This window comes from Dactylosporangium sp. CA-139114, from assembly GCF_050955725.1.
Lineage (GTDB): Bacteria > Actinomycetota > Actinomycetes > Mycobacteriales > Micromonosporaceae > Dactylosporangium.
This window is the reverse complement of the sequence record NZ_CP192080.1, coordinates 1,492,116-1,512,623: the sequence shown is the minus strand read 5'-3', so window position 1 is coordinate 1,512,623 and position 20,508 is coordinate 1,492,116. Positions and strand designations below refer to the sequence as shown.

Annotated in this window: 19 protein-coding genes; 7 read left to right on the top strand and 12 right to left on the bottom strand. The window is 72.7% G+C overall.

Annotated elements, in window-relative coordinates; all coding sequences use genetic code 11:
- The first annotated feature begins 27 nt into the window (after positions 1-27).
- Positions 28-957 (top strand): FAD-dependent oxidoreductase, encoded by a 930-nt coding sequence (locus ACQP2P_RS06745; RefSeq protein ID WP_433614063.1) that lies wholly within the window; start codon positions 28-30, stop codon positions 955-957.
- Between the two features lie 414 nt (positions 958-1,371).
- Here ACQP2P_RS06745 and ACQP2P_RS06740 read toward each other — a convergent pair whose 3' ends face one another.
- Both ACQP2P_RS06740 and ACQP2P_RS06735 read right to left on the bottom strand, forming a co-directional pair.
- Positions 1,372-1,827 carry a hypothetical protein gene (locus tag ACQP2P_RS06740; RefSeq protein ID WP_433614062.1) on the bottom strand — a complete coding sequence of 152 codons (456 nt, stop codon included), beginning with the start codon at positions 1,825-1,827 and terminating at the stop codon, positions 1,372-1,374.
- 83 nt (positions 1,828-1,910) lie between these two features.
- A complete protein-coding gene (locus ACQP2P_RS06735; protein WP_433614061.1) occupies positions 1,911-2,738 on the bottom strand; it encodes a 3-methyladenine DNA glycosylase in 828 nt (275 codons plus the stop codon).
- Positions 2,739-2,771: 33 nt separating this feature from the next.
- On the opposite strand from ACQP2P_RS06735, the gene ACQP2P_RS06730 reads away from it, so the two are divergent.
- Positions 2,772-4,109 carry a PQQ-dependent sugar dehydrogenase gene (locus ACQP2P_RS06730; RefSeq protein ID WP_433614060.1) on the top strand — a complete coding sequence of 446 codons (1,338 nt, stop codon included), beginning with the start codon at positions 2,772-2,774 and terminating at the stop codon, positions 4,107-4,109.
- A gap of 30 nt (positions 4,110-4,139) precedes the next feature.
- Here ACQP2P_RS06730 and ACQP2P_RS06725 read toward each other — a convergent pair whose 3' ends face one another.
- The 6 genes from ACQP2P_RS06725 to ACQP2P_RS06700 form a co-directional block, all read right to left on the bottom strand.
- On the bottom strand, positions 4,140-6,281 hold the full coding sequence (locus tag ACQP2P_RS06725; protein ID WP_433614059.1) for a glycogen debranching N-terminal domain-containing protein: 2,142 nt from the start codon (positions 6,279-6,281) through the stop codon (positions 4,140-4,142).
- A 3-nt stretch (positions 6,282-6,284) separates the two neighbouring features.
- Positions 6,285-6,971, bottom strand: coding sequence for a hypothetical protein (locus ACQP2P_RS06720; RefSeq protein ID WP_433614058.1), 687 nt, complete (start codon positions 6,969-6,971; stop codon positions 6,285-6,287).
- Positions 6,972-7,000: 29 nt separating this feature from the next.
- Positions 7,001-7,258: a hypothetical protein gene (locus tag ACQP2P_RS06715; protein WP_433084197.1), complete on the bottom strand. Its 258-nt coding sequence runs from the start codon at positions 7,256-7,258 to the stop codon at positions 7,001-7,003.
- Positions 7,255-8,817: a radical SAM protein gene (locus ACQP2P_RS06710; RefSeq protein WP_433614057.1), complete on the bottom strand. Its 1,563-nt coding sequence runs from the start codon at positions 8,815-8,817 to the stop codon at positions 7,255-7,257. The genes ACQP2P_RS06715 and ACQP2P_RS06710 overlap by 4 nt, the downstream gene beginning before the upstream one ends.
- Positions 8,814-9,182, bottom strand: a complete 369-nt coding sequence (locus tag ACQP2P_RS06705) for a hypothetical protein (RefSeq protein WP_433614056.1) — start codon at positions 9,180-9,182, stop codon at positions 8,814-8,816. Before ACQP2P_RS06705 ends, ACQP2P_RS06710 begins: the two co-directional genes overlap by 4 nt.
- A 70-nt stretch (positions 9,183-9,252) precedes the next feature.
- Positions 9,253-10,011 (bottom strand): prolipoprotein diacylglyceryl transferase, encoded by a 759-nt coding sequence (locus tag ACQP2P_RS06700; RefSeq protein WP_433614055.1) that lies wholly within the window; start codon positions 10,009-10,011, stop codon positions 9,253-9,255.
- Positions 10,012-10,085: 74 nt separating this feature from the next.
- Here ACQP2P_RS06700 and ACQP2P_RS06695 point away from each other — a divergent pair, with 74 nt between their 5' ends.
- Positions 10,086-11,096, top strand: coding sequence for an endonuclease/exonuclease/phosphatase family protein (locus ACQP2P_RS06695; RefSeq protein WP_433614054.1), 1,011 nt, complete (start codon positions 10,086-10,088; stop codon positions 11,094-11,096).
- Positions 11,097-11,211: 115 nt separating this feature from the next.
- Positions 11,212-11,700 (top strand): hypothetical protein, encoded by a 489-nt coding sequence (locus ACQP2P_RS06690; protein WP_433614053.1) that lies wholly within the window; start codon positions 11,212-11,214, stop codon positions 11,698-11,700.
- A gap of 124 nt (positions 11,701-11,824) precedes the next feature.
- Here the strand turns inward: ACQP2P_RS06690 and cimA are convergent, their stop codons facing one another.
- Positions 11,825-13,426, bottom strand: a complete 1,602-nt coding sequence (gene cimA, locus ACQP2P_RS06685; protein WP_433614052.1) for a citramalate synthase — start codon at positions 13,424-13,426, stop codon at positions 11,825-11,827.
- A gap of 336 nt (positions 13,427-13,762) precedes the next feature.
- Between cimA and ACQP2P_RS06680 the strand changes: the two genes are divergently transcribed.
- Both ACQP2P_RS06680 and ACQP2P_RS06675 read left to right on the top strand, forming a co-directional pair.
- Positions 13,763-14,293, top strand: a complete 531-nt coding sequence (locus ACQP2P_RS06680) for a carboxymuconolactone decarboxylase family protein (protein WP_433614051.1) — start codon at positions 13,763-13,765, stop codon at positions 14,291-14,293.
- 298 nt (positions 14,294-14,591) lie between these two features.
- The gene (locus tag ACQP2P_RS06675; RefSeq protein ID WP_433614050.1) at positions 14,592-14,861 is read left to right on the top strand and encodes a hypothetical protein; all 270 of its coding nucleotides are present in this window, start codon (positions 14,592-14,594) and stop codon (positions 14,859-14,861) included.
- Between the two features lie 218 nt (positions 14,862-15,079).
- Here the strand turns inward: ACQP2P_RS06675 and ACQP2P_RS06670 are convergent, their stop codons facing one another.
- From ACQP2P_RS06670 to serA, 3 genes are all read right to left on the bottom strand, one after another.
- Positions 15,080-16,177 (bottom strand): branched-chain amino acid aminotransferase, encoded by a 1,098-nt coding sequence (locus ACQP2P_RS06670; protein WP_433614049.1) that lies wholly within the window; start codon positions 16,175-16,177, stop codon positions 15,080-15,082.
- 283 nt (positions 16,178-16,460) lie between these two features.
- Positions 16,461-17,489: a 3-isopropylmalate dehydrogenase gene (locus tag ACQP2P_RS06665; protein ID WP_433084182.1), complete on the bottom strand. Its 1,029-nt coding sequence runs from the start codon at positions 17,487-17,489 to the stop codon at positions 16,461-16,463.
- A 479-nt stretch (positions 17,490-17,968) separates the two neighbouring features.
- A complete protein-coding gene (gene serA, locus ACQP2P_RS06660) occupies positions 17,969-19,579 on the bottom strand; it encodes a phosphoglycerate dehydrogenase (RefSeq protein WP_433614048.1) in 1,611 nt (536 codons plus the stop codon).
- A 382-nt stretch (positions 19,580-19,961) separates the two neighbouring features.
- On the opposite strand from serA, the gene ACQP2P_RS06655 reads away from it, so the two are divergent.
- Positions 19,962-20,393, top strand: coding sequence for a TipAS antibiotic-recognition domain-containing protein (locus ACQP2P_RS06655; RefSeq protein ID WP_433614047.1), 432 nt, complete (start codon positions 19,962-19,964; stop codon positions 20,391-20,393).
- Positions 20,394-20,508 lie beyond the last annotated feature (115 nt).

Below are 20,508 nucleotides of genomic sequence, written 5' to 3'. Positions count from 1 at the left end.
CGGCCGGCCACTGGTTGCCTGCACTGCATGGATGACGTGACTGTTGTCGGTGCCGGGGTCATTGGACTGACGTGTGCGGTGCGGCTGCTCGAAGCCGGGGCGCGGGTGCGGGTCGTCACGGCCGACGAGCCACTGCGCACGGTGTCGCGCCTCGCGGCGGCCGTCTGGTACCCCACGCACACCGCGGCTGATCCGCGGGTGCTGGTGTGGGCGCACAGGACGTACGACGTGTTGATGGCGCAGGCGGGTGACGGCATTGCCGGCGTCGCGCCGCGGCCGACGCGGATGCTGCTGCGCCGGCCCGCCGGCACGCCGTGGTGGGCCGCGGCGGTGCCCGGCTTCGCGACGCATCCGGGCGAGTGGCGGTTCACGGTGCCGTCGGTGGAGATGGAGGCGTACCTTCCGTGGCTGGCCGAGCGCGTCCGGGCGCTGGGCGGCACGATCATGCTCGGGCGCGTGGAACACCTCGCGGACCTGGGCGGGCAGGCGGGCACCGTGGTCAACGCGACCGGGCTGGGCGCGCGGACGCTCGCGGATGACGCGGCGATGTTTCCGGCCCGGGGGCAGATCGTGGTCGTGGCCAATCCGGGGATCGAGACGTCGGTGCGCGATGAGGAGCATCCGGACGGCATGACGTACATCCATCCGCGCTCGCGCGACGTCGTGCTCGGCGGGACGTTCCAGCCCGGCGACTGGAACGAGGCGCCCGAGCCCGCGACGTCGGCCGCGATTCTGCGACGGTGTGCCGAACTCGTGCCCGAGCTCGCGGGCGTGCGGCCGCTGTGGGAGGCGGCCGGGCTGCGGCCCGCGCGGGAGGGTGGGCCGCGGCTCGAGGTGGACCCGCAGCGGCTGCCGGGCGGCACGCGCGTCGTGCACTGCTACGGCCACGGGGGCGCGGGCGTGACGCTGTCCTGGGGGTGCGCGGACGAGGTCACGGGCCTCGTGGCGCGCAGCTGAAGCCGGCTGCGCGAGGCAACTGCAAGCAGGCCGGCCCCTGGAGAAGCCGCACGGATGACGCGCGGGAGCGGGTAGAGCACGATCATGCGCATCGTGGTCGGCTTGCCCGCCCCGTCGGGCCCGAGGAATCCGGTGACCGGCCCGGGGCGCACGGTGCACGACAGCCCGTCGACGGCGGCACGTCGAACGCGACGGCCGCGTCCCGCGGGCCCCGAGGATCGCCGTAGCGCTTCGTGAGGCCGACAGCCTCGATCATCGCCGCGGTGGCCGGTGCGCCCCCGCGCGGACGCACCGTCTCGTCACCGCCGCGCGCGGGTAGGTGGCCGAACGAGGCCGGCTCCCGCGCGGGCGCGCCGTCGAAGCGGAGGTAGCAGGGTGCTGCTGTGGCGAGGCTCTGCGCGGCTGGGAGCCCGCTCAGCCGCGCGTGTAGGTCAGGTCGAAGTCCTTGGACCACGTGAGGCCGTCCTGGGACATCTCCCAGTACGCGTCGATGCGCTTGCCGTCCGCGGCGATGGTGCCGGTGAAGCGCTGGTTGAAGCCCTCGGCCGCGCGCCAGATGCGCCACATGCCGCCGTCGACGTCCATGCCGTAGGCCCGCAGCACGCCGCGCGCGTCGGAGTACAGCATCGTGAAGGTCTTGCTGCCGTCGTCGTAGCCGATCAGCGACGTCGTCGGGAAGGGCGAGTTCTCGATCCACTCGCGCAGCGCCTCGTCGCCCGGCGGGTCCGCGTCCGCGCGCTGCACGAGGAACTCCCCGTCGTCCGCCCACGCGAAACTCGCCCAGCCGCGCATGGTGACCTTGCCGTTCACGGTGGCGACGGTGTCCCACATGCCCAGCAAGGGCCCCAAGCGCCGCCGTACCTCACTCATCGCCACTCCCCGGATCCGAGTTCCCGCCAGAACATGAACCCGACTTATACACCAGGCGCCCGCGCCCGGACTCCTCCCGGCGGTCAGTCGGCGACGGCCTCCAGGAGCCTCTCGCACTCGGCGATCAGGCGCGCCCGCAGCGGTGCGGCCCGCTCGGCGAAGGAGCGCTGCGCCTCGACGTAGCGGGCGCGGCCGTCGGGGGTCTCGATGCGCACCGGCTCGTAGCCGAGGTCGGCCAGGTCGTAGGGGGAGGCGCGCATGTCGAGCGTGCGCACGTCGCGGGCGAGCTCGAAGCAGTCGGCGATGAGCTCGGCGGGCACGAGCGGGGACATCTTGTAGGCGTGCTTGTAGAGATCCATGTTCGCGTGCAGGCAGCCGGGCTGCTCGTTGGCCGTCTGGGACTCGCGGGTCGGCCGGAGCAGGTTCAGCGGGCGCGCGGGGGCGGTGTAGAAGCGATACGCGTCGTAGTGGCTGCACCGGATCCGGCTACCCTCGACGACCGCGTCGGTGCCGGCCGGGCCCAGGCGCAGCGGCCACGCGTTGTGCCGCACTTCGTCCTGGGTTTGGCGGTACACCATCGCCCACTCGTGCAGCCCGAAGCACCCCAGGTGCGGCGTCCGGGCGGCGGTGGCGACGAGCAGGTCACGGATCCACGCGATCGCCTCCGCGCGGCGGGCCGGCACGGTCGCCGCCTCCGCGCCCGAGCCGGCGAGCTCCACGCCCGCGCCCGGGTGCCAGCGGCGCAGCTGGGCGGGCCGGTAGGAGTAGTACGTGAACAGGAAGTCCTCGACCGGGTGCTTGCGCCCGAGCCGGCGGCGGGCGAGGTGCGGCTCGATCCACGCGTCCACGCGCGCCTCGTGGGCGGCGCGGCGGGCCTCCCAGGTCGGCCGGTCCAGAACGGTGAGCTGCACCGTACAAGTTTACGAAGGGGTAGCGTCGGGGCCATGCGCAAGCTCGCCGCTCTGCTGCTCGCCTGCTCACTGCCCCTCGCCGCGTGCACGGACGCGCCCGGCGGGTCGGCCGAGCCCGCGACCACGCGACCGGGGACCGCGGGCGCGTACGGCACCGCCGCCCCGCCGGCGCTCGGGGCGCCGACCCGGGTCAAGGTCGACGTGCCGCCCGGGCTCGGGGCCGCGCCGTTCAACCAGGACCGGTACCTGCAGCTGCCCACCGGCTGGAAGGCGTCCGTCTACGCGCGGGTCGACAAGGCCCGCTTCATGGCCCTGACGCCGAGCGGGGACCTGCTGGTCTCCCAGCCGGGCGCCGGAAAGGTGCAGCTCGTGCGCGCGGGCGCGGTGTCGGAGTTCGCGACGGGCCTGCGCCAGCCCCACGACATGGTGTTCGCACCGGTCAACGGGCAGACGTTCCTGTTCATCGCCGAGTCGAACCGTGTCGTGCGGTACCCGTACACCAACGGCGACACGAAGGCGGCCCACGGCGAGGTCGTCGTCGACGGGCTGCCCGACACCAGCACGCCGGAGCTGCGCGGCACCTACGCGCACGTGCTCAAGAACATCGCCGTGCACGGCCAGACGCTGTACGTCTCGATCGCCTCCACGTGCAACGCCTGCGTCTCGGACACCGAGAGCGACCCGCAGCGGGCGGCGATCTACACGTACGCCGCGGGCGGCACGAACGCGTCGCGGCACCTGCTCGCCCACGGCATCCGCAACGCCGAGGGCCTCGCCTTCCGCCCCGGCTCCGACGAGCTCTGGGTCGTCGTGAACAACCGCGACAACACACTCGTGCCGGACGACCGCGACGTCGACGGCGACGGCAAGTCGGACAAGGGCAAGCGCATGCCCGAGTTCGTCGACGACTACCCGCCCGAGGAAATGATCAAGGTCCGCGACGGCGGCTTCTACGGGTGGCCGTTCTGCAACCCGAACAGCGACAACGGCCTGCGCAACATGGGCTTCCTGCGCGACTACGAGCTCAACCGCGACGGCTCGAAGGCCGACTGCGCCAAGGCCGACCCGATCGACCTGGGGCTGCCCCCGCACAGCGCGCCGCTGGGCCTGACGTTCTACAACGGCGCGGCGATCGTGCCGCTGCACGGGTCGTGGAACCGCACGAAGCCGGCCGGCTACAAGGTGTTGTTCATTCCGTGGACGGCGAACGGCCCGGGCGACCCCGTCGACCTGGCGACCGGGTTCGTGGGCGCGGACGGGAAGTGGTGGGGACGGCCCGTGGACGCGGCGGTCGACACCGATGGGACGCTCCTGATCAGCGACGACGGCAGCGGTACCATCCTGCGCCTGACGCCTCCGCGCGCCGGCTGACGCTCGGGCCGCCGCGGAGGCACGCAGGCGCTAGGTCGGGCGGGCGATCCGGGCCGGGCGCCCGTCGGCGTCGTGGAACGTCACGCCGACTGGTCCATTGTGGACCGTCACCTCCCCCGCGGCCGTGACGCTCACGTCCAGTTCGCCGTCGGCGACCTTCAGGCCCCGGACGCGGTACGCGCCGACCGGGGACGGGGCGAGCGGGGCGAACGTGATGCGGCCGGCGGGTACGTCGACGTCCAGGCCCAGCAGGGCGATCAGGATCGCGGGCGCCGCGGCGGCGGCCCAGGCCTGGGGGCGGCAGGCGACCGGGTACGGCGTGGGCCGGTCGTCGCCGCCGTACAGCTCCGGCAACCGGTACTCGAACCGCTCCGCCGCGGCCAGCAGGGCCGTGATCACCGCCGACGCCTCCGCGCGGTGGCCGTCGCGCGCCAGGCCCAGCAGGGCGATCGCGTTGTCGTGGGGCCAGACGGAGCCGACGTGATAGGCGAGGGGGTCGTACGCGGCCGAGGCCGGCGACGCCGTGCGGATTCCGAACGGCGAGCGCAGCCCCGCCAGGTGCCCGGCCACGGTGGCGCTCTCCTGCGGCGTCAGCAGCCCGGTGCCCAGCAGATGGCCCATGTTCGACGCCACCAGGTCGACCGGGTGGCCGTCGCCGTCCAGGGCGATCGCCGGATACCCGCCGGGGCACCAGAACGCCGCCCGGAAGCGGGCGCTCAGGTCGTCCGCCCAGGCCCGCCACCGCTTCGCCTCGTCCGCCGCGGACTCGGCTCCGGAGCCGCCCGCGTCCGCGTCCAAGGCGGCCGGGCGCGCAGGGTCCGAGCCCGTGCCGGCCCCCTCCGCGAGCCACGCATCCAGGCTGGCCAACCCGGCAAGGGGCCCCACCGCGCCGGCGAGCCGCGACGACGCCGGGCGGGGAGGCGCGCCGTCCGAGAACTGCTCGATGAGCCAGGCGCCGTCGAGGGCGGCACGGTACGCATACGCCTGCACCTCGCTCAACGCGATCGGCCCCCGCGCCGCGCGGCCGTCCGCGTGCTGGATGGCCTCCGCCGAGTCCTTCCAGCCCTGGTTGGACAGGCCGGGGCCGCCGGTCGAGTGGGTGATGAAGCCGTCGTGGCGCCGCAGCCAGGCCAGGGCGCGGCGGACGTTCGGCAGCAGGGCGCGGACCGCCGCGGCGGGCATGCCCCAGCGGTAGGCCTCGGCGAGGGTGCTCACGAAGAGCGGGGTGGCGTCGACCGTGCCGTAGTAGGTCGGGGGGAAGCTCGGGGCGCTGTCGGCGCGGCGCAGCTCGTGCAGGATGCGGCCCGGCTCCTCCTCCGTCGCCGGGTCGTCGGCGGCGCCCTGGCGGTCCGCGAGGGCGCGCAGGGTGCCGGCGGCGACGTCGTGGCCGAGCGGGAGGGCCAGGCGGGCGGACCACAGGGCGTCGCGGCCGAAGAGGGTCAGGAACCAGGGGCTGCCGGCGGCGTAGTACGCGTCCGCGCCCTCGGTGCGGCGCAGCGCGTCGAGGTCCTGCACGCCGGTGCGCACGAGCGCGTCCAGGCGAGGGTCCTCGGCGGCCACGCGCAGGGTGCTGAACCGCTTGGGCCGCGCGATCGGCGGGATGTCGGTGCGGGTCACGCGCAGTTCGGCGGACCAGCCGGCGCCCGGGGGCACGACCGCCCGCCACTGCAGCGTCGCCTCCGTGCCCGCGGTCGTCACGGCCGCCGGCGGCGTCGCCTCGATCCGGACCGACATGCCATCGGCCGAACGCCATTCGAGCTCGGGCGAGACGGTGCCGGTCACGTCGGCGACGCCGCCCGCGCGGACGACGCCCAGCGGTGCGAAATCGGTCGCGGCCTGCACCCTCACCGTGACCGTGAGCGGCTCCGAAGCGGCGTTGGCCAGCGTGATGGTCTCCGTTGCGCCCGTCGGCTCCGCCAGCCGGTCGCGCCGCAGGGTCAGGGCGGAACCGTCCACTACCGCGGAAAAACGCGCCGACGCGGCACCCGTCCGGTGCGCCTCCGACGCCACGGGCTCGGCGCCGTCGACCGTCACGCGCCAGTGCGACAGCACCCGGCGGTCCTCCACGTAGAGGCCGTCGGCGCCGCCGGACAGGGTGCCCGAGGGCGGCGACAGCCACGTGGCGGGCGCGGCCACGCAGGTGAGGTGCTCGTGGACGTCCGGCGGGCGCATCCCTCAGCCGCCGATGACGTTCACGGCCCGGGCCACCACCAGCAGGACCGTGACCAGGGAGACCACGGACTCGGCCAGCATCAGCAGCTTGGCCCGCACGGTCATCGGCATCGTGTCCGTCGGGCTGAACGCGGTCGCGTTGGTGAAGGCGACGTAGAGGTAGTCGAAGAAGCCGGGCTCCCAGTCGTGGGGCGCTAGGTCCGGCACCTGCATCTGGGTGAACAGCAGGTCGGGGTGGGGGGTGTCCGCGTCCGCGCGGGCGGCGGGACCGCCGCGGTCGATCTCCCAGAACCACAGGGCGAACACGATCACGTTGGTGAGCCAGATCGCGGCGCCCCACAGCAGCAGGTGGGCGGGGGGCAGCTCGCTCTGGTGCTTCTCGAACAGCGCCCGGACGAGCAGCCACACCGACCAGGCGGTGACGACGGTCAGCAGCGCGACGAGGCCGAGCGCGAGGGGGCGCAGGACGCGGGTCTCGCGGTTGATGCGCAGCGGGTTGACGACGACGATCACGAGCAGCGCGGCGCCCTCCAGGCCGGGCAGCAGCCAGCGCGGGCGCGGCGCGAGGTCGGCGGGCAACACCAGGTGGATGACGATGGCGATCGCGATGACGAGCGCGGCGGGCCAGCGCTGCTCCGCCTCCGTGCGGCGCAACCAGCCGGGCACCGGGGCGGGCGGGAGATCACTCACAGATGCCAACCGTAGACCTGCGCGGACGGTCAGGCGAGGAGGTGGTACACCCGCCAGCCGATCGCCACGAAGCCGGCCAGCGCCAGGACGCCGAGGTAGGCCAGGACGAGGCGGGTGTCGCGCAGCACGCACTTGGACCGTGTGAGGCCGCGGCGGCGCGCCCGCACGTACCCGGCGAACCCGAGCAGCGCGAAGCCCACCACCGCGATCGGCCCGAGGAGCCACGCCAGGGCCGCGATCGTGGCGTACACACACAGCCGCAGCGGATCGTAGGGCTGCTCCGTCATCGCGCGGCCGCGCGTGGCAGGCGCTGGGCGGACAGCGCGGGCCAGGCCTGCACGGCGCAGAACGGCGCGCACTGGTCCTGCGGCCCGGACTCGCCGGTGCGGCGGGTCGCGACGTGCACGCAGCACTGCAGCAGCCGCTCCTCGATCATCGTGTGCATGTCCATGAAGGGCTTGACGGTGATGCGCTTGACCCGCTCCCCCAGCATCTTGCGCAGCCGCCGGCGGCCGCCCGGCAGCGACGCCGAGACGAGCGTCGTGAGCGTCGAGATGCCCAGGTCGCAGTTCTCGCAGATGTCACGCCACAGGTCGCCCACGTCCGGGTGGGACAGCGACGACTGCTCCGAGAGCAGCCCGAGCAGCGAGTCCTTGACCGCGCCGCGCAGGGCCGCGGGGAGCTGGACGTCGGCGATGCGGTTGGCGACGAGGTCGGGCGCGAGGTCGAGGAACTCCAGCAGCCGGTCGTGGCCGATGAGCTTGGTCATCGACTGCCACTGGCCCGCGTCGTCGCGCAGCATGTACCCGACCGAGCAGCAGTGCGGGTGCGAGCAGGGCAGCGCCGTGAGGTCGCGCCAGGTGACCAGGTCGCCGGTCTGCGGGCCGAGCCGCGCGAGGACGCCGGTGTGGGTGAGCCGGTCCATCGGGTCGATCGGGCCCGAGCGGCCGGAGCCGAACTGGGGCTGCAGGGAGACGCCGCCGACGTACGGGGTGTCCAGCGCCCGCTTCACGACCGCGCCGATCTCGTCGTCGTTCACGCCGAGCGCGCAGGTCATGGTGAGCGTGGTGAAGATGCCGCGCGCGGAGAGGCGCTCCACGGCCTGGTCCTTGAGCCGGCGCAGGTCGGCGCCGCGGTGGTGGCGGGCGGCGCGCTCGGACACGCCGTCGTACTGCAGGTAGACCTCGACCCGCTCCCGGTGCTCGGTGAGGAGGTCCAGCAGCGCGTCGTCGCGGGCGATCCGCACGCCGTTGGAGTTGACGAGGACCCGCACGACGTTGCGCCGGCCGACCTCGTCGAGCAGCTCGGCGAGCCACGGATAGAGGGTCGGCTCCCCGCCGGAGAGCATGAGCACGTCGATGCGGCCGTTCTCCCGCGACAGCTTCGTGTCGACGCCGGCGAGCACGTCGGCGAGCGGCACGGCGCCCTCGATGGCGGGCGAGGAGTCGGTGAAGCAGGTCGGGCAGCGCAGGTTGCAGCTGTCGGTGAGGTCGGCGAGCAGGATGCAGGTGTGCTGGGTCTGCATCTCCGGCAGCCCGGCGAGGTAGGCCGACGGGACCGGGGCGAAGTTGCCGGCCAGGTCGGGCACGTGGGTCTTCGTGGGGGCGGTCCAGCGCTCGAGGTACCGCAGGATCTGCGGCTCCTCGTCGTAGAGGGTGCGCACCAGCCCGTGCGAGGGGCAGCCGCGCTCGAGCCAGATCCGCCCGTCGCGCTCCGCGAGCCAGCCCGAGAGGCGCTGAACGGTCTCCAGCGGACGATCCGGCCGCTCGGACGCGCAGGAGGGGCAGAACGCGTTGACGTAGCGGTGGATGCGGTCGCCGCGCAGTGGCATTCCGGAGGAGGTCATAGGTGTCCTTGGTGCAGGACGGCGAGGCACACGCCGATGCCGACGACGGGGCAGAGCAGGACGCTGGCGCCCCATCCGATGAGCAGGCCCAGGCCGATGCCGCGGTCCTTGCGCACGATCCAGACGATGCCGAAGGTGAGGCAGGCGGCGAACAGCGCGACCTGCAGCGCGATCTCCAGCCACACGCCGATCAGGCCGCTGTTCGGGTCGGAGCCGGTGTTGCCCACCGCGACCGCGCCGACGCCGATCAGCACGGCGACGAGCTGCGCGCCGAACACGATGCCGATGCCGGCGAACACGCGCCCGGGCCGGATGGGGCGGTCGGGCCCCGGCATGGGCGGCGGGGGCGGGACGGTGAAGCTCATGACGCCTCCGTTTCGCTCCGGCGCCATGAGCCGGCCCCGTGTTCGGCCCCTCGGCTGCGCTGCGGACCGCTCATGTCGCCTCCACGCGCTTGTGGGACCAGACGAAGCGCCCCAGGGTCAGGGGCAGCAGGGCCAGCAGGAACAGCTGCGAGCGGGTCAGGCCCGCCCACACGACCTCGTTGCCGCGCACGAACTCGACGCCGAAGCGGAACGCGGCGTACGCGGCGAGGTAGTACGTGAACATGCGCCCGGGCGCGGTGACCCGCTCGCGCAGGGCGACGATGGCGGCGAACGCGGCCAGGTGGAACAGGATCTCGTAGACGAACGAGGGGTGCAGCGGCACGCCGGCGGGCACGTGCACGGCCGCGGCCTGCGCCTCGTCGAGCCGGATGCCCCAGGGCAGGCGCGTCGGGGTGCCCGGCGGCTCGGCCAGCAGGCAGCCGATCCGGCCGACCGCCATGCCCGCGGCGACGGCGGGGGCGAAGAGGTTGCCCGTCTTGTGCGGGTACCCGCCGATCCGCTTGCCGAGCAGGGCGCCCAGGTAGGCGCCGAGGAGCCCGGAGAGGATGCTGCGGTTGCCGTACGCCCACTGCTCCAGCAACGGGGCGTTGTCGCGCGGGTCGAGGTGCTGTGCCCAGGTGCCCAGCCGCGCGAGGATCGCCCCGCCGACGAGGGCGCCGGCCAGCACGTACCAGAGGCGCTCGTCCTCGGCCCGGCGCCGGCGGATCTCCCGGAGCAGCACGAGGGCGGCGATCCCGACACCGAGCGCCACGAACACGTCGTGGGACAGGATCGCCACCGGGCCGATCCGCATGATCACCGGGTGCACGGTTGCCGAGCCTAGTGCCATCCGGGCGCGCCCGGGCGCGTCTGGCCCTTGCGCCGCTGCCCTACCCTGATGGAATGGCCACCACGCAGGACACCCTGCCGTTGCTGCCCGAGAAGCCGGTCAAGCGGCGCAGCCGGTCGTGGAGCATCGTGATGTGGCTGCTGGCGGTGCCGTTCGTGGCCTGGGCCGCGCTGCGCCTCCTCGGGCTCGACAGCGGCTTCCCGGCCGTCCAGCTCATCGCCTTCACGCCCTACGTCGCGGCCGCGTCGCTCGTCCCGCTCGTCGTCGCGCTGCTGACGAAGCGGGTCTGGCCGGCCGTCATCACCGCCGTCGCGACCGTCGCGCTCGCGGCCTGCGTGCTGCCGCGCTGGATCGCCGACAGCGACCCGGGGCCGCAGGACGGGCCGGGGCTGCGGGTGCTGAGCGTCAACATGCTCATGGGCGGCGCGGACGCGAGCACGATCGTCGGCCTGGTGCGGGATCTGCACGTGGACCTGGTGGCGCTGCAGGAGTACACGCCGGAGGCCAGGGCCGCGCTGAACACCGCGGGGCTGGACGCGATGCTGCCCAACGCGGTGTCGTACCCGCGCCCGGGCGTGACCGGCTCCGCGGTCTACAGCCGTTTCCCGGTGACCGACCTCGGCTACCGCCACTTCCCGAGCGACTTCGGCCAGGCCCAGGCGGGCGTGGCGGTGCCGGGCGCGGCGGACGTGCGGGTCGAGTCGGTGCACCCGTGCGCGCCCTCGGACGCGCACGGGGCGGCGTGCTGGGAGCACGACATCGTGCAGGAGCCGGCCGCGACGCCGGAGGGTGCGGTGAACCTGCTCATCGGCGACTTCAACGCGACGCTGGACCACGAGAAGTTCCGGGCGGTGCTGGACAAGGGCTACCGGGACGCCGCGGACGTCGCGGGGGCCGGGTTCGCGGCGTCGTGGCCCTTCGACGAGCGCTGGTTCATCCCCGGCGTGGTCCTGGACCACGTGGTGGCGGACAAGCGGGTGGGCGTTCGGAAGGTGTCCGTGCACCGCATACCCGACAGCGACCACAAAGCGGTCTTCGCCGAACTCATCCTGCCGAAGGGCTGATACCGGCCGAACGTACCGAAGGCGTACCTCCGGCTATACGCGGTTCGTTGGCCGGGAGTACCTTCACGTACGGATCGGGCCCCCGCCCGAGTGAAGACCACGTTGGAGCGGATGGGTGACACGTACGTTTCGCGGCCTCGCGCTCGCCATTGCCGTCCCGCTGGTGCTGGGCGCGGCGGTCGCCTGCTCGGACAAGCAGGACGGCAAGGCGGACCCCGCGTCGGACCGGCCGACGGTGGAGGTGACCGCGCAGCCGCAGGACGCGCAGTCGGCGCAGGTGACGGCCGAGCAGGTGTTCGACAACCTGTCGGACGGCGACTGGGCCGGCGCCTATGACCTGTGGACCGACAGCGCCAAGTCGGCGATCGGCAAGGACGCGTACATCGACCTGGTCGCCACCTGCACCGGGCAGCAGGGCGAGTACCAGGTCACGGGCGTGACGCCGGTGGACGACTCGACGGCGACGATCAAGTGGACGCACAGCCCCGCCGCCGGGACCGGCCAGACGACGGGGCAGAGCACGGTGAGGTACCAGAACGGGCTCTGGCGTTTCGAGCCCGACGCCGCCGCCCTCGCCGCCTACAAACAGAGCAAATGCCCATAGATCATGGCTCGGGTCCGCGTCAGTAGCTGACCGTTGCTCCCGCCAGACAAAAGGGCGGTCCCGAGGGCCTTCGGCCGGAGGGACCGCCCTAGCCGTGTCCGCGGTGTCAAGGGCGAAGAACGCCTCAGACGCGGACCGCGTGCGAAAGGCCGTAGGTCAGCGCGTCGACCAGCGCCTGCCAGCTGGCCTCGACGACGTTCTCGTGCACGCCGACGGTGGTCCAGTCGTCCCCGGTCGCGTGGGTCTCCACGAGCACCCGGGTCACCGCGCCGGTGCCGTGGCTGCCCTCGAGGATGCGCACCTTGTAGTCGGCGAGCTGGAAGCGGCCCAGCTCCGGGTAGTGGCGGGTGAGGGCGACCCGCAGCGCCTCGTCGAGCGCGTTGACGGGGCCGTTGCCCTCGGCGGTGGCGATGACCCGCTCGCCGCGGACGCGGACCTTCACGGTCGCCTCCGACACGACGGCGCCGTCCTCGCGGTGCTCGACCAGCACCCGGTACGACTCCAGCGCGAACGGCTTCGGCAGCGCTCCCCCGGCCAGCTCGGCCCGGGCGAGCAGCTCGAACGAGGCGTCGGCGGCCTCGAAGGACCAGCCGCGGGCCTCGAGCTCCTTGACCCGGTTCGTGACCCGCGACAGGGCCTCGGGGTTGCCGGCCAGGTCAACGCCGAGCTCGCGCGCCTTGAGCTCGATGCTGGCCCGGCCGGCCATCTCGGTGACCAGGATCCGCATGTCGTTGCCCACGACGACCGGGTCGATGTGGTTGTAGAGCACGGGATCCACTTTGATCGCGCTCGCGTGCAGGCCCGCCTTGTGAGCGAACGCTGACGACCCGACGTAGGCCTGGTGGGTGTCGGGTGCGATGTTGGCGATCTCGGCGATGGAGTGCGAGACGCGCACCATCTGCTCGATGCACCCCTCCGGTAGGACGGGCATGCCGAGCTTGAGCTGCAGGTTGCCGACGACGGCGAACAGGTCGGCGTTGCCGGGGCGCTCGCCGTAGCCGTTGGCGGTGCACTGGAAGTGCGGGACGCCGGCCTCGACCGCGGCGACGGTGTTCGCGACCGCGCACGACGTGTCGTTCTGGCAGTGGATGCCGAGCCGGGCCACGGCCTCCTCCGCGCTGACCCCGAGCGCGACCGCGAGCCGGTCCTTGACCTCGGCGACCGTGCGGGTGATCAGGGAGGGCAGCATGCCGCCGTTGGTGTCGCACATGACGGCGGCCTCGGCGCCGGCGGCGAGCGCGGCCGCGGCGACGGACGCGGTGTAGTCGGGGTCGAAGCGGTACCCGTCGAAGAAGTGCTCGCAGTCGAGGAAGACCCGGCGGCCCTCGGAGACGAAGTACTCCACGGTGTCGCGGACCATCGCGAGGTTCTCCTCGCGCGTCGTGCGCAGCGCGCGCTCCACGTGGCGGATGTCCGACTTGGCCACGAGCGTCACGGCGGGGGTCTCGGCCTCCAGCAGCGCCCGGACCTGGGGGTCGTCCTGGACGCGCACGCCCGCCTTGCGGGTGGCGCCGAACGCGACGAACACCGCGTGTTTGAGGTTGAGCTCCGTGCGCGCCCGGCGGAAGAACTCGGTGTCCTTCGGCATGGCCCCCGGCCACCCGCCTTCGATGAACCCGACGCCGAACTCGTCGAGCAGCCGCGCGACCGCGAGCTTGTCCACGACCGAGTAGCTGATCGCCTCACGCTGGGCCCCGTCGCGCAGCGTCGTGTCGTACACCTGCATGGTTGTGCTCCTTTGGCGGGAAGTGGGGGCCTTCGGGCTCGGCGGGCGGGTCGGGGCCAACAAAAAGACCCCCCGCAAATGCGAGAGGTCTGCGCGTCCGGCGGTGGTTGCCGGGCGCGCTAGGGGCCAATAATGAGCCGAGTCACGTTCGGTAGCTTGCCACCAACCGGCGTTCCGTGACACGTGATTCCGGATTTTGAGATCCGGGGTGATCTGCTTCACGATTCACCCTGTTCGTCACGTCCCCGTAACGAGCGTCGGTCAAGGTTGGAGCCAGTCCGGTACGACGCCCCCGCCCGGGGGCGTTGATCACCGTTGGTGAGGGGGTGAGGTGACATGTCCATCGAGACGCTGAAGGCGGCGGTTCCGCCCTACGCGCACGATCTGCGGCTGAACCTCGAATCCATCCTCGCCACGGAGCTGCTGACCGAGCGTCAGCTGTGGGGCGCCGTGCTCGCGAGCGCGATGACGACCCGCAGCGCGACGGTGATCCGCGAGGTCACCGGCGAGGCGGCCGGCCGGCTCAAGCCGGAGGCGATCGAGGCCGCGAAGGCGGTCGCGTCGCGGATGGCCATCCACAACGTCTACTTCCGCGCCAAGCACCTCATCGGTGACGAGGCGTACCAGAGCCTGCCCGCGCGTCTGCGCCGTCAGGTCTCCTCCACGCCCGGGGTCGGCGCCGCCGACGTCGAGGCGTGGTCAGTGGCAGTATCCGCGATCACCGGGTGCGGGGTGTGCCTGGAATCGCACGAAAGATCGCTTCGTGGTGCAGGGGTGTCCCGCGAAGCGGTCGACGAGGTGTTGCGCGTCGCCGCGGTTGTTCACGCGCTGGCGGTAACCCTCGATGCAGAGGCGGCTTCCTTCTAGGAGCTTTCCTCTTGTACGGGTGTCGGAGTGGCGGCTCCGGCACCCGTACGCATTTTCCGGCCCCGTTCGCCTGTACCCCGCTCGTGCAAGTTGCGCACAGCGTGTCTGCGTCAGTCGCGGATTCACCGTTACCGTTGCTATCGGCACATCCGGTGCGCAATCGGGTGCCCAATCAGTCTCGGGGTCTTTTGGGGGCGCAGCATGTTCGACTCTCGGGTCTTCGGGGGCGCGGCATGACCGACGTTCGGTCCTTAGCGGGCCACGGCATGATCGGCTCTCGGGTCTTCAGGTGCGCGGCATGATCGACGAGGTACCGCGCGAACCGGTCGAGCCGCCCGTGGATCCGCCGCTCGGCTGCGCCGACCCGATGCTGTGGCGCGTGGCGCGCGCCCTGCGCGACGCCCACCGCCCGCGGACCGACAACTTCTGCGAGTGCAAGGCGTTCTGGCCGTGCCCGGACGCGCAGCTGTCCGAGGAGGCGCTGCAGCTGGCCTACGATCGGCCGTCGCCGCGGAGCTTACGGCCGGCGACGGGGCGCAACTCGAATCTGGGCCGCTGGTCGGCGTAGGACGGTGTTGCGCCGGATATGTCGGCCGCTTCGCGGCCGAAGCGGCCAACATATCCGACATTTACCCTGACCGGCGATATATGCGCGGCTCACGTGTGGTGCATTGATCGCACTCGGCGAGCGCCTCGAAACGGCGGCGATTGCCCCGATTCGGAAAAGTCCGGAACAGCACAAACGGCGCCGGGAACGAATCCCGGCGCCGCCGTGTGAACGATGCATTACAAGACGCGATGGACCCAGCCGTGCGGATCCGGCGCGGCGCCGCGCTGGATGGACACGAGCTGCTCCCGCAGCCCCATCGTCACCTCGCCGGCCTTGCCCTCGCCGACCGTGAACTCCCCGTCGGCGTCGCGGACGGTACCGATCGGCGTGATGACCGCCGCCGTCCCGCACGCGAACGCCTCGCGCAGCCGGCCCGAGTTGGCGTCGGCGCGCCACTGCTCATACGAGTACAGCTCCTCGCGCACCGCATGCCCCCGGTCCGCGGCCAGGCGCAGGACCGACTCGCGGGTGATGCCGGGCAGGATCGAGCCGGTGAGCGGCGGCGTGCTGATCGAGCCGTCGTCGAACACGTAGAACACGTTCATGCCGCCGAGCTCCTCGACGTATTTCTGCTCCACCGCGTCGAGGAAGACCACCTGGTCACAGCCGTGCTCCATGGCCTCGGCCTGGGCCACGAGGCTCGCGGCGTAGTTGCCGCCGCACTTCGCCGCGCCCGTGCCGCCGGGGGCCGCGCGGGTGTACTCCCGCGACACCCACACGCTCACGGGCTGCACGCCGCCCTTGAAGTAGCTGCCGACCGGCGAGGCGATGACCAGGAAGAGGTACTCCGAGGACGGCTTGACGCCCAGGAAGACCTCGCTGGCGTACTGGAAGGGCCGCAGGTAGAGGCTGCCCTCCGGGTCCGTCGGCACCCAGTCCCGGTCGGCGCGGATGAGTGCCTCGAGGGAGTCCAGGAAGAGCCGCTCCGGCACCGGCGCCATCGCCAGGCGCCGGGCCGAGTCGCGGAACCGCGCCGCGTTGGCGTCGGGGCGGAACATCGACACCCCGCCGTCGGCCGTCCGGTAGGCCTTGAGCCCCTCGAAGATCTCCTGCGCGTAGTGCAGCACCGCGCTCGCCGGGTCCATCGGGATCGGGCCGCGCGGCTCGACCCGGGCGTCGTACCAGCCCTTGCCCTCGGCGTAGCGCACGGTGACCATGTGATCGGTGAAGATCCGGCCGAAGCCCGGGTTGGCCATGAGCGCGGATCGCTCCGCGGCGGCTACGGGCTGGGGATTCGGACGAATCTCGAAATCGAGCGTTTCACCGCCGTTCATGCATGCCTCCACAAAAGGTCGCGGTGGCACGCTCACGCCGCGTGCCGTGCCGCCAACTTACCCGAACGGACGTTCAATCGCAGCCAGCGCGCGGAGGTTCCAATGGTGTGGAGGATTCCGGCGTTGAGCCCGGGCCGATCGGCCCGGGCTTTCCCTCGTTCGACGCTGTGCAGACGGGGTGTGGCCCTGCTGACGCGTGGTGGGTCGGGCCACCGCGGCCGCGAGCCGGTCGCCGATCGCGGCACCGGCCTCGTCGCCGACGGCCTTGGTCATGCGTGGTGGGTCAGGCCACCGCGGCCGCGAGCCGGTCACCGATCGCGTCGGTGGACAGGGCCGAGCCGGGGGTGCGGCCCGCGACCTCGTTGCCGACGGCCTCGGTCACGCGCGCGGCCGCCTCGGGGTGGCCGAGGTGGTCCAGCAGCAGCGCGGTCGAGAGCACCGCGGCCGACGGGTCGGCGACGCCCTTGCCGGCGATGTCGGGAGCCGACCCGTGCACGGGCTCGAACATCGACGGGAACGCCCGCTCCGGGTTGATCGAGCCGCTCGCGGCCAGGCCGATGCCGCCCGTGACGGCCGCGGCGATGTCGGTGAGGATGTCGCCGAACAGGTTGTCGGTGACGACGACGTCGTACCGCTGCGGATTCGTGACCAGGAACATCGCGGCCGCGTCGACGTGCTGGTATTCGGTCTCGATGTCCGGGAACTCGCCCTTGACCGCGTTGAAGGTCCGCGCCCACAGCCCACCGGCGTGCGTGAGCACGTTGGTCTTGTGCACGAGCGTCACCTTGCGCCGCGGGCGCTTGGCCGCCCGGGCGAAGGCGTCGCGGATGACGCGCTCGACGCCGTGGCGGGTGTTGAGGCTCTCCTCGGTGGCGACCTCGGCCGCGGTGTCGGGGTGCAGGTTGCCGCCGGCGCCGACGTACAGGCCCTCGGTGCCCTCGCGGACCACGACGAGGTCGATCTCGCCCGGCTTCACCCCGGCCAGCGGGCTGGTGGTGCCCGGCCAGAGGCGGGAGGGGCGCAGGTTGACGTACTGGTCGAAGTCGAACCGCAGCTTCAGCAGCAGGCCCCGCTCCAGCACGCCCGGCGGGACGCTGGGGTCGCCGACCGCGCCGAGCAGGATGGCGTCGTGGCCGCGCAGCTCCTCGAGCACGCTGCCGGGCAGGACCTCGCCGGTGCGGTTGTACCGGGCGGCGCCCAGGTCGTAGTCGGTCGTCTCGACGCCGGGCAGGACCACGCGCAACACCTTGAGCGCCTGCGCCACCACCTCGGTGCCGATGCCGTCACCGGCCACAACCGCGATCTTCGCCACCTCTGACCCCTTTCGTAGACCGCTCAACCGTACGCCGCCGTCCTATTCCGTGGACGCGCGTCCCGCTTCATGAGAACACGCGGGGTGATGCCGGGCCGGTCACGGCTGCGTCGGCCCGCGGTGACCGCTCGCGACCGGGCGGGCCACGTGCTCGCCACCGCGGTCACGCCCGCGTGCAGCCCACTCTGCCATTCGCCCTCGCGCGACGATGAGGCACCCACTCCGCCCCGCGTCCGAGCGCTCCCTGCCGCACGCCCCCGAGCGCCGTCGTGCCGTCGCCTGACGCCCCCAAAGCGCCGTCGCGCCGCGTCCGAGCGTCGCCGCGCGGTGTGCCGGTGCCCCCGCCCGCGCGCCCCGCGCCACCACGCATCGCGCCCGCGCGCCCCGCGCCCTAGCGCCCCGCGCCACCGCGACAGGGCCGCGCAAGGAATGAGGGCGGGGAGCGCCGCCACGCTCCCCGCCCTCGTAGGAGGAAAGTCCTAGTCGGCGGACAGGTCCGCCGTGCTCGCGGCCGTCGCACCGATGGCCTGCTGGGCCTCGCCGAGCAGATCCGCCGCCACCGCCTGGTCGACGGTCAGCGTCATGAGCGCCTCCCCGCCGGCCTCGCGCCGAGCGACCTGCATCGAACCGATGTTGACCCCCGCGGAACCCAGTATCGACCCCACCGTGCCCACCACGCCGGGGCGGTCGGCGTAGCGGAAGAACAGCAGCACGCCCTCCGCCGCCAGCTCGAGACTGAAGCCGTCGATCTCCGTCAGCTTCAGCGCCTCACGCGGGCCCGCGACATACGTGCCGGACACCGAGGCTACCCGCCCGTCCGGCAGGGCTCCACGCACGGTCACCAGGTTGGGCTGGTCGGATGAGTCGGTGAAGACCGCGAGTGCTACTTCGACCCCGCGGTCGGCCGCCAGATGGGGTGCGTTGACGTAGGTCACCTGCTCCGCCACCACGCTGCCGAACAGGCCCTTCGTGGCGGCCAGCCGCAGCACCGACACATCGTGTCTGGCCACCTCGCCGTGCACCTCGACGGTCACCGACGCCGCGATGCCGCCCGCGACCGCGGTGAACACGGCGCCGAGCTTCTCCGCCAGCGGCAGCAGCGGGCGCACCTCCTCCGCGACCATGCCGCCGACCTGGACGTTCACCGCGTCCGGCACGAACTCGCCGTCGAGGGCGAGCTTGACGGAGCGCGCGACCGCGAGCCCGGCCTTGTCCTGCGCCTCGACCGTGGAGGCGCCCAGGTGCGGGGTGGCGACCACGCTGTCGAAGGCGAACAGCGGCGAGGCGACGCACGGCTCCTTGCTGAACACGTCGATGCCCGCGCCGGCCACCCGCCCGTCGGCGATCGCGTCGGCGAGGGCCTGCTCGTCGATGAGGCCGCCGCGGGCCGCGTTGATGATGCGCACGCCCGGCTTGACGATCGACAGTTCGCGCACGCCGATCAGCCCGACGGTCTCCGGCGTCTTGGGCAGGTGGATCGAGATGAAGTCACTCTCCCGGAGGAGTTCGTCCAACCCCAGCAGCCGTACTCCGAGCCCCGCCGCGCGCGCCGGCTGGATGTACGGGTCGTAGGCGACCAGCCGGACCCCGAACGCCGCCATGCGCTGCGCGAAGAGCACACCGATGCGCCCGAGCCCGATCACTCCGACGATCTTTCCGGACAGTTCCACGCCGGTGTACTTCGAGCGCTTCCACTCCCCCGCCTTCAGCGCCGCGGACGCGGCGGCGGTGTTGCGCGCGACGGCGAGCAGCAGCGCGACGGCCTGCTCGGCCGCGGAGACGATGTTCGACGTGGGCGCGTTGACGACCATGACGCCGCGCGCGGTGGCGGCCGGCACGTCGACGTTGTCCAGGCCGACCCCGGCGCGGGCGACGACCTTGAGCCGAGGCGCCGCGGCCACGGCCTCGGCGTCGATGCGGGTGGCGCTGCGAACGATCACGGCGCTGGCGTCGGCGAGCTCGGCCAGCAGCGCGGGGCGGTCGGTGCCGTCGATGTGACGAACCTCGTAGTCGTCGGCGAGCACCTCGAGAGCGGACGGAGCCAACTCCTCGGCGATGAGCACCACCGGGCGGTCAGGAGGGAGGGTCATGGGACCTCGACTTCCAGGCTTCGGTTGGCGTCGGCTGCGGGGCGCGCGACACTGCCCGCCACGCACTGGGGGGAAACCGCGACGGGGCCGGGCGGACGGCCTCTTCAGGCGATGGTAGGCCCGCCGCCCCACCCCTTCCCGGCCCAATGAAGTGAGCGCGATCACAGGCTGGGCCGGCCAGGCCCCGCGCCCGCGCGCCCGATATCCCCGTGTAAGAGCGCTTTCCCACCCGAACACCCCACGGCCCCGGCTCCCGCGCGGCCGCCATGCACACGCGCACGCCACAGCGCCGCGCCCCCGCACGGCGGTCCGGCCGCTCGGCTCGGATGTATCCGCGCCGCAAGGTTGACTCTCCAGCGACTGGAGACCTCAGGCTGATGGCATGACGACGAACCTGACACCCGAGGAGAAGCGGGCCCTGTTCGGCTCCTTCGATCCCGATCAGCACGCCGAGGAGGCCGAGCAGCGCTGGGGCTCCACCGAGGCGTACCAGCAGTCCGCCCGCCGCACGGCGCAGTACACCAAGGCCGACTGGGAGCGGATCAACGCCGAGGCGGCCGAGAACACGGCGCGGTTCGCCGCGGCGTTCGACAGCGGCGTCCCGGCCGGCGACGAGCGGGCCATGGATCTCGCCGAGGCGCACCGCCAGCACATCAGCCGCTGGTTCTACGACTGCTCGACCGAGACCCACCAGGGGCTCGGCGAGATGTACGTGTCCGATCCCCGGTTCACCGCGAACTACGACACCGGGCACCCGGGGCTCGCGGCGTACATCCGCGATGCCATCCGGGCCAACGCGGCCCGGATGAGCTGAGCCGGCTCCTCACCACCCACGGACGCCGGGATTCCTGGCGGGAGCGACGGTCCGCAGCCGACGCGGACCCGAGCCATGAACCAGCGCGGCCCCTCTCGAAGCGAGAGGGGCCGCG

Bases quoted from the DNA above. Each gene is read 5' to 3' on its own strand.
- ACQP2P_RS06655 (WP_433614047.1), top strand. From the start codon at position 19,962: ATGACGACGAACCTGACACCCGAGGAGAAGCGGGCCCTGTTCGGCTCC.
- ACQP2P_RS06675 (WP_433614050.1), top strand. From the start codon at position 14,592: ATGATCGACGAGGTACCGCGCGAACCGGTCGAGCCGCCCGTGGATCCG.
- ACQP2P_RS06705 (WP_433614056.1), bottom strand. From the start codon at position 9,182: ATGAGCTTCACCGTCCCGCCCCCGCCGCCCATGCCGGGGCCCGACCGC.
- ACQP2P_RS06740 (WP_433614062.1), bottom strand. From the start codon at position 1,827: ATGAGTGAGGTACGGCGGCGCTTGGGGCCCTTGCTGGGCATGTGGGAC.
- ACQP2P_RS06725 (WP_433614059.1), bottom strand. From the start codon at position 6,281: ATGCGCCCGCCGGACGTCCACGAGCACCTCACCTGCGTGGCCGCGCCC.
- ACQP2P_RS06695 (WP_433614054.1), top strand. From the start codon at position 10,086: ATGGCCACCACGCAGGACACCCTGCCGTTGCTGCCCGAGAAGCCGGTC.
- serA (WP_433614048.1), bottom strand. From the start codon at position 19,579: ATGACCCTCCCTCCTGACCGCCCGGTGGTGCTCATCGCCGAGGAGTTG.
- ACQP2P_RS06730 (WP_433614060.1), top strand. From the start codon at position 2,772: ATGCGCAAGCTCGCCGCTCTGCTGCTCGCCTGCTCACTGCCCCTCGCC.
- ACQP2P_RS06680 (WP_433614051.1), top strand. From the start codon at position 13,763: ATGTCCATCGAGACGCTGAAGGCGGCGGTTCCGCCCTACGCGCACGAT.
- ACQP2P_RS06710 (WP_433614057.1), bottom strand. From the start codon at position 8,817: ATGACCTCCTCCGGAATGCCACTGCGCGGCGACCGCATCCACCGCTAC.
- ACQP2P_RS06715 (WP_433084197.1), bottom strand. From the start codon at position 7,258: ATGACGGAGCAGCCCTACGATCCGCTGCGGCTGTGTGTGTACGCCACG.
- cimA (WP_433614052.1), bottom strand. From the start codon at position 13,426: ATGCAGGTGTACGACACGACGCTGCGCGACGGGGCCCAGCGTGAGGCG.
- ACQP2P_RS06670 (WP_433614049.1), bottom strand. From the start codon at position 16,177: ATGAACGGCGGTGAAACGCTCGATTTCGAGATTCGTCCGAATCCCCAG.
- ACQP2P_RS06745 (WP_433614063.1), top strand. From the start codon at position 28: ATGGATGACGTGACTGTTGTCGGTGCCGGGGTCATTGGACTGACGTGT.